Origin of the sequence: Citrobacter sp. NCU1 (genome assembly GCF_010231475.1) — a bacterium.
Classification (GTDB): Bacteria; Pseudomonadota; Gammaproteobacteria; order Enterobacterales; family Enterobacteriaceae; genus Citrobacter_D.
Genome location: NZ_NRDO01000021.1, coordinates 21358 through 33829 on the forward strand (window position 1 = coordinate 21358; position 12472 = coordinate 33829).

General features: G+C 52.7%; 9 protein-coding genes. 6 read left to right on the top strand and 3 right to left on the bottom strand.

Features of this window, described 5'->3' with window-relative positions; all coding sequences use genetic code 11:
- Positions 1-24 precede the first annotated feature (24 nt).
- Positions 25-954: a DNA replication terminus site-binding protein gene (gene tus / locus CJP72_RS08285; RefSeq protein WP_162380396.1), complete on the top strand. Its 930-nt coding sequence runs from the start codon at positions 25-27 to the stop codon at positions 952-954.
- On the opposite strand, the gene fumC is transcribed toward tus, so the two are convergent.
- Both fumC and fumB read right to left on the bottom strand, forming a co-directional pair.
- Entirely contained in the window at positions 951-2354 is a 1404-nt protein-coding gene (gene fumC / locus CJP72_RS08290; protein ID WP_162380397.1) for a class II fumarate hydratase, read from the bottom strand. The genes tus and fumC overlap by 4 nt on opposite strands.
- 265 nt (positions 2355-2619) lie before the next feature.
- Positions 2620-4266 (bottom strand): class I fumarate hydratase, encoded by a 1647-nt coding sequence (gene fumB, locus CJP72_RS08295; RefSeq protein ID WP_162380398.1) that lies wholly within the window; start codon positions 4264-4266, stop codon positions 2620-2622.
- A gap of 198 nt (positions 4267-4464) precedes the next feature.
- Between fumB and manA the strand changes: the two genes are divergently transcribed.
- Positions 4465-5640, top strand: coding sequence for a mannose-6-phosphate isomerase (manA, locus tag CJP72_RS08300; RefSeq protein ID WP_162380399.1), 1176 nt, complete (start codon positions 4465-4467; stop codon positions 5638-5640).
- 101 nt (positions 5641-5741) lie between these two features.
- The gene (locus tag CJP72_RS08305) at positions 5742-7250 is read left to right on the top strand and encodes a YdgA family protein (RefSeq protein WP_162380400.1); all 1509 of its coding nucleotides are present in this window, start codon (positions 5742-5744) and stop codon (positions 7248-7250) included.
- 83 nt (positions 7251-7333) lie between these two features.
- Here the strand turns inward: CJP72_RS08305 and CJP72_RS08310 are convergent, their stop codons facing one another.
- Positions 7334-8362, bottom strand: a complete 1029-nt coding sequence (locus tag CJP72_RS08310) for a Mal regulon transcriptional regulator MalI (RefSeq protein WP_162380401.1) — start codon at positions 8360-8362, stop codon at positions 7334-7336.
- Positions 8363-8562: 200 nt separating this feature from the next.
- Between CJP72_RS08310 and malX the strand changes: the two genes are divergently transcribed.
- From malX to add, 3 genes are all read left to right on the top strand, one after another.
- Entirely contained in the window at positions 8563-10155 is a 1593-nt protein-coding gene (gene malX, locus CJP72_RS08315) for a maltose/glucose-specific PTS transporter subunit IIBC (RefSeq protein ID WP_162380402.1), read from the top strand.
- A gap of 10 nt (positions 10156-10165) precedes the next feature.
- Positions 10166-11338 (top strand): MalY/PatB family protein, encoded by a 1173-nt coding sequence (locus CJP72_RS08320; RefSeq protein ID WP_162380403.1) that lies wholly within the window; start codon positions 10166-10168, stop codon positions 11336-11338.
- A gap of 102 nt (positions 11339-11440) precedes the next feature.
- Positions 11441-12442 carry an adenosine deaminase gene (gene add / locus CJP72_RS08325; protein ID WP_162380404.1) on the top strand — a complete coding sequence of 334 codons (1002 nt, stop codon included), beginning with the start codon at positions 11441-11443 and terminating at the stop codon, positions 12440-12442.
- The last annotated feature ends 30 nt before the right edge of the window (positions 12443-12472 follow it).

Sequence of the window (12472 nt, forward strand, 5' to 3'; positions counted from 1 at the left end):
TGTTGTAACTAAAATGGTGAGTATATGGCCCGTTACGATCTCGTTGACCGCCTGAATGGTACCTTTCGCCAAATAGAGCAAGAACTGGCAGCCCTGACGGAAAATCTTGAGCAGCAGACGTTGCTGATTGCGCGAGTCTTTTCACTGCCTGAAGTGACAAAAGAGGCGGAACATTCGCCGCTGGAAACCATCCATGTTAAACAGCATCTGGGAAAGGAAGCCGAAGCGTTTGCTTTGCGCCATTACCTGCACCTGTTTATTCAGCAACAGTCTGAAAATCGCAGCAGCAAAGCCGCAGTGCGCCTGCCGGGGGTACTCTGTTATCAGGTTAATCATGCCTCGCAGGCGATGTTGGAAAACCGGATTCAACGCATCAACCAATTAAAAACCACGTTTGAGCATATTGTGACGGTCGAATCCGCCCTTGCGCCCAATGCGCGTTTTGAGTGGGTACACCGTCATTTGCCTGGACTGATTACACTGAATGCTTACCGCACACTGACAGTGATTCGGGATCCGGCCACCCTGCGATTTGGCTGGGCAAACAAGCATATCATCAAGAATTTGCGCCGTGATGAGGTTCTGGCGCAACTGGAAAAGAGTCTGAACTCGCCACGAAGCGTGTATCCGTGGACCCGCGAAGAGTGGCAAACCAAACTGGAGCGCGAATACCAGGACATCGCCGCCCTGGGGCAGCACGCCAGACTGAAGATTAAAAGGCCGGTGAAAGTACAACCTATCGCCAGAGTCTGGTACAAAGGGCAACAGAAGCAGGTTCAGCACGCCTGCCCGACACCGCTTATCGCGTTGATTAATACTGATAACGGCGCTGGCGTACCGGATATTGGTGAATTATTAAACTACGATGCTGAAAATATTCAGCACCGGTTTAAACCCCAGGCGCAGCCGTTACGATTGGTAATCCCACGGCTGCACCTGTATGTCGCGGATTAATGGCCCGGTTTCATACTACCGACCATCAATTCCGGGCGAACCCAGCTGTCGAACTCCGCTTCCGTCAGGTAGCCTAACGCCAGGGCTGAGGCTTTCAACGTCAGCCCTTCTTTATGCGCTTTTTTGGCGATTTCTGCGGCTTTGTCATAGCCGATATGCGTGTTGAGCGCCGTCACCAGCATCAGCGATTCGTTAAGTAACTGGTTAATGCGCTCGCGGTTCGGCTCAATTCCCACGGCACAATGCGCGTTAAAACTCTCCATGCCGTCGGCCAACAACCGGACAGATTGCAGGAAGTTATGAATCACCATGGGACGATAGACGTTAAGCTCAAAATTCCCTGATGCCCCGCCCATATTCACCGCCACATCATTGCCCATCACCTGGCAACATAGCATGGTCAGCGCCTCGCACTGGGTCGGGTTCACTTTACCTGGCATTATCGAGCTTCCCGGTTCATTTTCCGGAATCGCTATTTCGCCAATCCCACAGCGTGGACCTGACGCCAGCCAGCGTACATCGTTGGCAATTTTCATTAGCGATGCCGCCAGCCCCTTTAACGCACCGTGCGCATGAACCAGCGCATCACAGGTCGCCAGCGCTTCAAATTTATTCGGCGCAGTGACAAACGGCGCGCCAGTACTTACCGCCAGTTCATCCGCCACGCGGCGGGCATACTCCGGATGGGTATTCAGCCCGGTTCCGACAGCGGTTCCGCCCAGCGCCAGTTCCGCGACATGCGGCAAGCTGTTCTCAATATGTTTGAGATTGTGTTCCAGCATCGCCACCCAACCTGAAATCTCCTGGCCGAGCGTTAGCGGCGTCGCATCCTGCAGGTGCGTACGACCAATTTTGACAATATCTGCAAAGGCATGGGATTTTTCAGTGAGCGTTTTGCTCAACACGTTCACCTGCGGGATCAACTGATTGCGTAGCGCCAGCAGCGCAGCGACATGCATCGCCGTTGGGAAAACGTCGTTCGAACTCTGACTCTTATTGACGTCATCATTCGGATGCACTTTGCGTTCCATACCGCGAACGCCGCCCAACAGTTCGCTGGCACGGTTTGCCAGCACTTCGTTCATGTTCATATTGCTCTGGGTTCCCGACCCGGTCTGCCAGATAGCCAGCGGGAACTCATCGGCATGTTTGTCAGCCAGCACTTCATCTGCTGCCTGTCTGATAGCAGAGGCTTTCTCCGCCGACAGTAATCCTAAATCTTCGTTGACCTTTGCCGCTGCGCGCTTGGTCAGCGCCAGCGCGTGGATCAGTGAGACGGGCATTTTCTCCGTAGAAATACGAAAATGCTCCAAAGAACGCTGGGTTTGTGCGCCCCATAGCTTATCTATCGGGACATCAATCGCACCCATCGAATCTTTCTCGCGGCGTACCGTTACCATGACCTGCTCCTTATACCATCATTTGATTAGGTTATGTTTCGACATGGCCCACTTGCTTGCGGTCTACTAAGTATCAACGAAATCGACACCGCCATTTGGTTGTTTGTGCGGTAAAAAAACCGCCCCGACGGGCTAACACCGTGAATGTAAGACCGGGATATCCGGGGCGACCACCGGGTTTGGCGTCCCTGCGGGAACCCAATCCCGGCGTTTCCCCTTATTCATTGGCTTAAGTAAACGGTGTTACCCCAAAGGGCGGCAGAGGTTACTTAACGCAGCGTGCGCACTGCGACGTCTGAATCTGCTGGAAGAAATCGTTACCTTTATCATCGACAAGGATAAAGGCCGGGAAATCTTCGACTTCAATTTTCCAGATAGCTTCCATCCCCAGTTCAGGATATTCCACACACTCCAGACTCTTGATACTGCCCTGAGCCAGTACCGCCGCCGGGCCGCCAATACTGCCAAGATAGAAGCCACCGTGCTTATGACACGCATCGGTAACCTGTTGGCTGCGGTTGCCTTTCGCCAGCATGATCATACTGCCACCAGCCGACTGGAGCTGATCCACATACGAATCCATACGTCCTGCCGTGGTTGGACCAAGCGACCCCGAGGCATACCCTTCTGGCGTTTTCGCCGGGCCGGCGTAGTAGATAGGATGGTCTTTCACGTACTGTGGCAAACCTTCACCGTTATCCAGCCGCTCTTTTAACTTCGCGTGAGCAATATCGCGCCCCACAATGATAGTGCCGTTCAACGACAAACGCGTCGATACCGGATATTGAGACAATTGCTCAAGGATTGCTTTCATCGGGCGATTAAGGTCGATCCGAACCGCTTCCCCTTCACCAGCCTGACGTAATGCTTCCGGGATGTATTTCCCTGGGTTATGTTCGAGTTTCTCGATCCAGATACCTTTGCGGTTGATCTTCGCTTTGATGTTGCGATCCGCAGAACAGGAGACGCCCATCCCCACCGGACATGACGCGCCGTGACGCGGTAAGCGAATCACCCGGATGTCGTGGGCGAAATATTTCCCGCCAAATTGCGCGCCCAGCCCAAGATTTTGCGCTTCGATTAGCAGCTCTTTTTCCAGTTCGACATCACGAAATGCCTGGCCATGCTCGTTACCTTCGGTTGGCAGCTCATCATAATATTTTGCCGACGCCAGTTTAACGGTCTTCAGCGTCGCTTCCGCCGAGGTGCCGCCAATCACAAAGGCGATGTGGTACGGTGGGCAAGCCGCCGTCCCCAGCGTGCGCATTTTATCGACCAGATAATTTTTCAGTTTTCCGGGTGATAACAGCGCTTTGGTTTCCTGATACAGGTAGGTTTTATTCGCCGAACCGCCGCCTTTCGCGATACACAGGAATTTGTACTCGTCGCCATCGACACTGTAGAGATCAATCTGCGCAGGCAGATTGGTACCGGTATTGACCTCTTTGTACATATCCAGCGCGGCGTTTTGCGAATAGCGCAGGTTATCTTCGATGTAGGTGTTATAAACCCCGCGGGCAAGCGCGGCTTCATCACCGCCGCCAGTCCAGACACGTTGCCCTTTTTTACCGACGATAATCGCGGTGCCGGTATCCTGGCAGGTTGGCAAAATGCCTTTCGCCGCGATGTCGGAGTTACGCAAAAATTGCAGTGCGACATACTTATCGTTTTCACTGGCATCCGGGTCACGGAGAATATCAGCCACCTGCTGCTGATGCGCAGGGCGCAACATAAAAGAGGCATCATGGAATGCCTGTCGCGCCAGGAGGGTTAAGGCTTGTGGATCAACTTTAAGCACCTCCTGCCCTGCAAACTCGGCGACGGAAACATGCTCACTGGTCAGTAGATAATATTCGGTGTCATCCTTTTGGAGGGGAAAAGGATCCTGATAATGGAAGGGTTTGTTTGACATTGTACTCTCACTTACAACTCGGTCTGTTTATACTCTGGGCAGATTTTCCAAAGCCCTGCTAAAAAACAATTCACCTATCCTACACATTTTTTTAACAAAAACTGAGACAAGTACGACTTTTTCCGCGCGGAGGTTACTTCCACCGGGTTTCTTGCTTTAATACACGCAGTAATTTCCACATTGAAACAAGGCTTGATAATGCAAAAACTCATCAACTCAGTGCAAAACTATGCCTGGGGAAGTAAAACTGCGTTAACAGAACTCTATGGGCTCGCCAATCCGTCTCAGCAGCCAATGGCTGAGCTCTGGATGGGGGCGCACCCGAAAAGCAGCTCCAGAGTTCAGGATGCTAACGGGCAGACTGTCTCATTGCGCGATGTTATCGACCACAACAAATCAGCACTGCTTGGGGATGCGGTCGCCAACCGCTTTGGTGAGTTGCCGTTCCTGTTTAAAGTGCTGTGCGCCGCTCAACCGCTCTCCATTCAGGTACATCCGAACAAACACAATTCTGAAGTCGGTTTTGCGAAAGAGAATGCAGCGGGTATCCCGATGGATGCCGCAGAACGCAACTATAAAGATCCTAACCACAAACCCGAATTAGTCTTCGCCCTGACGCCATTCCTGGCGATGAATGCATTTCGTGAGTTTTCCGAAATTGTCTCTCTGTTACAGCCAGTTTCCGGCGCGCACTCCGCCATTGCGCACTTCCTGCAAGCACCCAACGCGGAACGTCTGAGTCAGCTCTTTGCCAGCCTGCTCAATATGCAGGGTGAGGAAAAATCCCGCGCACTGGCGGTGTTAAAGGCCGCACTGAACAGTCAACAAGGCGAGCCGTGGCAGACTATCCGCGTGATTTCTGAGTTCTACCCGGATGACAGTGGCCTCTTTTCACCGCTGTTGCTGAATGTGGTCAAACTGAACCCTGGCGAAGCCATGTTCCTGTTTGCCGAAACTCCGCATGCGTACCTGCAGGGCGTGGCGTTAGAAGTCATGGCGAACTCCGACAACGTACTGCGTGCCGGATTAACGCCAAAATATATTGATATCCCGGAGCTTGTCGCCAACGTTCAGTTTGTGGCAAAACCGGCGTCTCAGCTGCTAACTACCCCCGTCAAAAATGGCGCGGAGCTGGACTTCCCTATTCCGGTGGATGATTTTGCGTTTTCTTTGCATGATCTGTCGACGCAGGAAACCGCAATTGCCCAAGCCAGCGCGGCCATTCTGTTCTGTGTTGAAGGTGAAGCGGTGCTGAGCAAAGGTGAAGAGCGGCTGGTTCTTAAGCCGGGGGAATCGGCATTTATCGGCGCACACGAGTCCCCAGTATTTGCCAGCGGCGTGGGCCGTTTAGCCAGGGTTTATAACAAGCTTTAGCAACATACTGAATTTTTTAACAACTCTTGCTAAGCTAGTAAGTGGCTTATAACTTATCCAGGCGGATTCTCCCGCCTGGTTTCATTTTATGGATAATCGATATGAAAAAATCGCTGGTAGCTGCGGGAGTCATCGTTGCACTTGGCATCGTCTGGACGGGTGGCGCCTGGTACACAGGGAAGAAACTGGAAACGCATCTTTCTGAGATGATTTCTGAGGCCAATACCCAACTTAAACTGAATTCACCGGAAGCGAACATAGAACTCAGTTATCAGAACTACCAGCGCGGCGTATTCAGCAGCCAGTTGCAGTTGGTGGTAAAACCCATCGCAGGCAAAGAGAGTTCATGGATGAAACCAGACGACAGTTTGGTGGTGAATGAAGCGGTAGATCATGGCCCCTTCCCGCTCGCCCAACTGAAGTCTCTGAATCTTGTCCCTTCAATGGCCTCAGTAAAAACCACCCTGGTGAACAATGCGTTTAGTAAGCCGTTGTTTGATTTCGCCAAAGGTGAGTCGCCGTTCGAAATTAACTCCCGTATCGCTTACAGCGGTGACACGCGCTCCAATATCGCCATCAAGCCGTTGAGCTACGAAAATGAAGGCGAAAAAGTGGCATTCAGCGGGGGTGAATTCCAGCTCGATGCGGACAAAGAAGGGAGCATCATTTCTCTGACGGGTGAAGCGCAAAGCGGGCTGGTTGATGCCGTCAATGAATATAACCAGAAAGTACAAATCACCTTTAATAACCTGAAAACTGACGGCGCCAGCAGTGTCGCCAGTTTTGGCGGACGCATAGGCAACCAACAGCTGTCGTTAGAAAAACTGGCAATCTCAATAGAAGGCAAAGAGATGTCGGTGCTGGAAGGGATGAACATCAGCGGGAAATCCGAACTGACGCCTGATGGTAAAACCATCAACAGCCAACTGGACTACGCGCTAAAGAGTCTTAAAGTTCAGGGGCAGGATTTGGGCAGCGGTCAGCTGACCTTGAAAGCGGGCCAGATTAATGCAGAAGCCTGGCACCAGTTTAGTAAGCAGTATAACGCGCAAACACAGGCGCTGTTGGCGCAGCCAGACGTGGCACAAGATCCTGACCTTTATCAGGAAAAAGTGACTGAAGCGTTTTTCACCGCCCTGCCGTTGCTGTTGAAAGGCGACCCCGTGATCACCGTCGCGCCATTGAGCTGGAAAAACGCCAAAGGTGAAACCGCGCTTAATTTGTCTCTTTTCCTGAGAGATCCGACAACCTCAACCGATGCGCCGCAAAACCTGGCGCAGGAACTGGACCGCTCTGTCAAATCCCTCGAAGGTAAGCTGACAATCCCAGTAGATATGGCGGTTGAGTTCATGACGCAGGTCGCGAAGCTGGAAGGCTATCAGCAGGAAGAAGCGACCAGCATGGCGAATCAACAGGTGAAAGGTCTCGCCGCGATGGGACAAATGTTCCGTATCACGACGATGCAGGATAATACCATCGCCACCAGCCTGCAGTACGCGAACGGTCAGGTCACACTGAACGGGCAAAAAATGCCGCTGGATGAGTTTATCGGGATGTTCGGCGTACCGGCGCTCTCTGTTCCGGACGCGCCTGCAGTACCTCAGCCGTAATGTTCTAAATGCAGTCTGCCCGATGACATCACGCTCATCGGGCGTTTCCCTCAGCGACGGATTCAACTGTCGCGCCTGCACGCTTACTTCTGCGTGATAAGTCGGGCCGAAATGGTCTGACTACGCGAATAGCTCTCCTCGTGACCGATCTTCTGCAGGATACGTTCTGCCAGGGTATACCCTATCTCGCGGGCGGGAGTGCTGGCCCAAACAATGGGCAAATCATCCAGTGCTTGTTCCGCAACGTCGGCAAACGCCGCCAGTGAAATTTGCTGATCAAAATAGCGATCGACTCCACTTTCACCGCTTTGACGACCTGCCCGCATCAAGCCAAACCACGCGCCCATCGCGATGGTTTCGTTATAGCAGACCACCGCGCTGATGGTCGGGTTGTGTCGCAGCAACGCGGTTATCGCTTCAGCGGCCTGCTTCTGGCTGGAAGCACATTCCAGCACCCAGTCGCTGTGGAACGGTAAACCGAATTTTAAGAGGGTTGCGCAATAGCCGCCAACGCGCTCTGCCCGGGTCAACGATGAACTTTGCCCTCCAAGCCATGCAATGCGCTGGTGCCCGTGGCGAATAAGATGTTCGGTCAGCAATTGCGCCGCCTGCATGTTATCCGGGCGGACCGTATCCACTTCATCAAGGTAACTGGCGCGTGAAGCAAACACTACCGGGATCCCTTTTTCCTCTGCGAGTTGTCGCAAGATGTCGCTACTGCCTGCCGCACCGGCAATCACCACCCCATCAACGCCCTGATTGAGTAACATAGAAAAACGTTGAGTGAGCTGTTCGCCGTCCTGTCCACCGTGAAGGAGAAAAACCATCCGCCCCTGCGACTCCAGCGCTTCCGTCAGCCCGGCGGTCAGTTCCGCATAAAAAGAGGCCGACAGATCACGCACAATCAGCCCAATGACGCCGCTCTGCCCGCCACGCAGCGCCGAAGCCTGACGGTTGCGAACAAAACCGAGCTGTTCAATCGCCGCATTCACGCGTTCTCCGGTGGCAGACGAAATACGGCCTTTACCGCTCAGTACCAATGAAACCGTACTGACAGAAACGCCCGCAGCCAACGCAACATCATGAATAGTAATTTTTTTGGCTATGGCCATGAAAACAAAAAACTCCCCGAAAACGTGACTTACCCAAGCCTTCGCCAGGTAGAGATAAAACGTTTTATCAATTACTTATATTTATACGCTTTATTATCCTTCGATAATGTGATTTATGCCGCACTAAAATTAGGTAAAACGTTTTATCTTCTCGTCCCACTAATCTAAAACAGAGCTCTCTTTTCACAAGGAATCGTTAGATGACGACGAGATCAACGCCAAAAATAACCTTATGGGAGTTTTTCCAGCAGTTGGGGAAAACGTTTATGTTGCCCGTGGCCCTGCTGTCATTCTGCGGGATCATGCTGGGCATCGGCAGCTCTCTAAGCAGCCACGACGTTGTCACGCTGATCCCGGCGTTGGGGAATCCGGTGCTACAGGCCTTATTCACCTGGATGAGTAAAGTCGGTTCGTTTGCGTTCAGTTTCCTGCCGGTGATGTTCTGTATCGCCATCCCGCTCGGGCTGGCGCGCGAAAACAAAGGTGTTGCCGCCTTTGCGGGATTCGTGGGTTATGCCGTGATGAACCTTGCCGTGAACTTCTGGTTAACCGCGAAAGGGATTCTTCCGACTACCGACGCTGCGATACTGAAAGCCAACAACGTACAGAATATTCTGGGGATCCAGTCTATCGACACCGGGATCCTCGGTGCGGTTATCGCCGGTATTATTGTCTGGATGCTGCATGAGCGTTTTCATAACATCCGCCTGCCGGATGCGCTGGCCTTCTTTGGCGGCACCCGTTTCGTCCCGATCATCTCCTCCGTCGTGATGGGACTTGTCGGCCTGGTTATCCCGCTGGTGTGGCCGGTTTTCGCAATGGGGATCAGCGGACTGGGACACATTATTAACAGCGCCGGAGATTTCGGTCCGATGATATTTGGTACCGGCGAACGCCTGCTGCTGCCGTTTGGTCTGCACCACATTCTGGTGGCGTTGATTCGTTTCACCGAAGCAGGCGGCACCCAAGAGGTTTGCGGTCATAGCGTCAGTGGCGCATTGACCATTTTCCAGGCACAGTTAAGCTGCCCGACAACTCACGGTTTTTCTGAAAGCGCCACCCGTTTCCTGTCTCAGGGCAAAATGCCAGCTTTCCTCGGCGGTCTGCCAGGCGCCGCACTGGCCATGTATCACTGCGCACGCCCGGAAAATCGTCACAAAATTAAGGGACTACTGATTTCTGGTCTGATCGCCTGCGTTGTTGGCGGCACGACAGAACCACTGGAATTCCTGTTCCTGTTTGTCGCGCCCGTTTTGTATGTCATTCATGCCCTGCTGACCGGTCTTGGCTTCACCGTTATGGCGATTCTGGGCGTCACTATCGGTAACACGGACGGCAACATCATCGACTTTGTGGTGTTCGGTATTCTGCACGGCCTGTCAACGAAGTGGTATCTGGTACCGGTGGTAGCGGCCATCTGGTTTGCGGTCTACTACGTGATTTTCCGTTTCGCCATTACCCGCTTTAACCTGAAAACGCCGGGTCGTGATACCGAAATTGCCAGCAATATTGAGAAAGTCGTCGCAGGCACGCCGGGTAAATCTGGCTACAACGTTCCGGCAATTCTCGCCGCGCTGGGGGGTAGCGACAATATCGTCAGCCTGGATAACTGTATTACACGCTTACGTTTGTCCGTTAAGGACATGTCGCTGGTGAATGTACAGGCGTTGAAAGACAATCGCGCCATCGGTGTGGTACAGCTGAACCAGCACAATTTACAGGTGGTCATTGGTCCGCAAGTACAGTCTGTAAAAGACGAAATGGCCAATCTGATGAATACCGTTCAGGCATAAGGATAGCGATATGTTCGATTTTTCGAAGGTCATCGACAGGCACGGTACCTGGTGTACGCAGTGGGATTATGTCGCCGACCGTTTTGGTTGCGCCGATCTGCTGCCATTTACCATCTCTGATATGGATTTCGCCACTGCTCCCTGTATTCTTGAGGCGCTGAATCAGCGCCTGACACACGGTGTTTTGGGGTACAGCCGTTGGAAGAATGAAGAATTTCTGGGCGCAATCAGCCACTGGTTTTTGACCCGCCATCATACCCCGATTGACCCACAATCGGTGGTGTACGGTCCTTCTGTTATCTATATGGTTTCTGAGTTGATCCGCCAATGGTCCAATGTGGGCGAAGGCGTGGTCATGCATACCCCTGCTTATGATGCCTTTTATAAAGCCATTGAGGGAAACCAGCGCACCGTTCTGCCTGTAGCACTGGAAAAACGGAGTAACGGTTGGTACTGCGATATGGCGAAGCTCGAGGCAACTCTCGCTCGTCCTGAAAGCAAGATCCTGCTGTTGTGCAGTCCCCAAAACCCCACAGGCAAAGTCTGGACCCGTGACGAACTGGAGACAATGGCTGAACTTTGCCATCGCCACAACGTCCGGGTTATTTCTGATGAAATTCATATGGATATGGTTTGGGGAGAACAACCTCACATCCCGTGGAGCAACGTGGCACGCAGTCACTGGGCGCTGCTGACCTCCGGGTCCAAAAGTTTCAATATCCCGGCACTCACTGGGGCGTATGGGATTATCGAAGATGAAACCTGTCGGGAACGCTACCTGAGCGCCCTGAAAGGCCGTGACGGCTTGTCTTCACCGGCAGTACTGGCGCTCACCGCGCACATTGCCGCCTATCAGGACGGTGCGGACTGGCTTGATGGGCTGCGCGACTACCTCAGAGAAAATCTCAATTTTATCGCGCAGTCATTGAATACGGCATTTCCAGAACTGAACTGGCAGGTGCCGCAATCAACCTATCTGGCATGGATCGATCTTCGTCCGTTAAACATCGATGATAAGGCATTACAAGATGTACTGATTCATCAGGAAAAAGTCGCCATTATGCCCGGCGGCACGTACGGTCAGGAAGGCCAGGGATTTGTGCGTCTGAATGCCGGTTGCCCCCGAGCCAAACTTGAAAAAGGCGTTGCCGGTTTGATCAACGCTATCCGGGCCGTACGCTAACGCTAATTGCGCAATGAAATTAATCATTGCGCAACATAGATTTTACCCCCCGTTTGTTTTTATAATAGCGAGCACTTTTATATTCAAAAAATGAGTGCGACCATGATTGATACTTCCCTTCCGTTAACTGATGTTCATCGCCACCTTGATGGCAACATTCGTGCCCAAACGATTCTTGATCTTGGCCGCCAGTTTAATTTGCCCCTCCCTGCTCAAACACTTGAAACCCTGATCCCGCATGTACAAATCACCTCAACAGAACCTGATCTGGTCAGTTTTCTGTCGAAGCTGGACTGGGGCGTGAAAGTTCTGGCCTCACTGGACGCCTGTCGTCGGGTGGCCTACGAGAATGTGGAAGATGCCGCACGTAACGGTTTGCATTATGTTGAGCTGCGTTTTTCGCCTGGCTACATGGCAATGAACCATCAACTCCCGGTTGCAGGCGTTGTCGAAGCGGTCATCGCTGGGGTGCAAGAAGGCAGCCGGGCGTTCGGTGTTGAAGTACGTCTGATTGGCATCATGAGCCGTACATTCGGTGAAGCGGCATGTCTGCAAGAGCTTGAGGCATTGCTGGCCCACCGCGATCGGATCACTGCTCTCGATCTGGCGGGAGACGAACTCGGATTCCCGGGCAGTTTGTTCCTGACGCACTTTAATCGCGCGCGTGACGCTGGCTGGCATATTACCGTCCATGCAGGCGAAGCCGCCGGCCCGGAGAGTATCTGGCAGGCTATTCGCGAACTGGGGGCTGAGCGTATTGGGCATGGCGTAAAAGCTGTTGAAGATCGCGCCTTGATGGATTTTCTGGCAGAGCAGCGTATCGGTATTGAATCTTGTCTGACCTCCAATATTCAGACCAGCACCGTCGCATCGCTCTCTGTTCACCCGCTGAAAACATTTCTTGAGCATGGCGTGTTAGCCAGCCTCAATACCGATGATCCCGCCGTACAAGGGGTAGATATCATTCACGAATATACCGTTGCGGCACCTGCGGCAGGTCTGACGCGTGAGCAGATTCGCCAGGCACAGATTAACGGTCTGGAAATGGCCTTCCTGAGTGAAGCGGAAAAACGCGCTCTGCGCGAAAAAGTGGCTGCGGCCTAAGCGTATCGTTGCCGGATAAGCGCGACTTAT

Coding starts and splice junctions, on each gene's coding strand:
- tus (WP_162380396.1), top strand. CDS start 25: ATGGCCCGTTACGATCTCGTTGACCGCCTGAATGGTACCTTTCGCCAA.
- fumC (WP_162380397.1), bottom strand. CDS start 2,354: ATGGTAACGGTACGCCGCGAGAAAGATTCGATGGGTGCGATTGATGTC.
- fumB (WP_162380398.1), bottom strand. CDS start 4,266: ATGTCAAACAAACCCTTCCATTATCAGGATCCTTTTCCCCTCCAAAAG.
- manA (WP_162380399.1), top strand. CDS start 4,465: ATGCAAAAACTCATCAACTCAGTGCAAAACTATGCCTGGGGAAGTAAA.
- CJP72_RS08305 (WP_162380400.1), top strand. CDS start 5,742: ATGAAAAAATCGCTGGTAGCTGCGGGAGTCATCGTTGCACTTGGCATC.
- CJP72_RS08310 (WP_162380401.1), bottom strand. CDS start 8,362: ATGGCCATAGCCAAAAAAATTACTATTCATGATGTTGCGTTGGCTGCG.
- malX (WP_162380402.1), top strand. CDS start 8,563: ATGACGACGAGATCAACGCCAAAAATAACCTTATGGGAGTTTTTCCAG.
- CJP72_RS08320 (WP_162380403.1), top strand. CDS start 10,166: ATGTTCGATTTTTCGAAGGTCATCGACAGGCACGGTACCTGGTGTACG.
- add (WP_162380404.1), top strand. CDS start 11,441: ATGATTGATACTTCCCTTCCGTTAACTGATGTTCATCGCCACCTTGAT.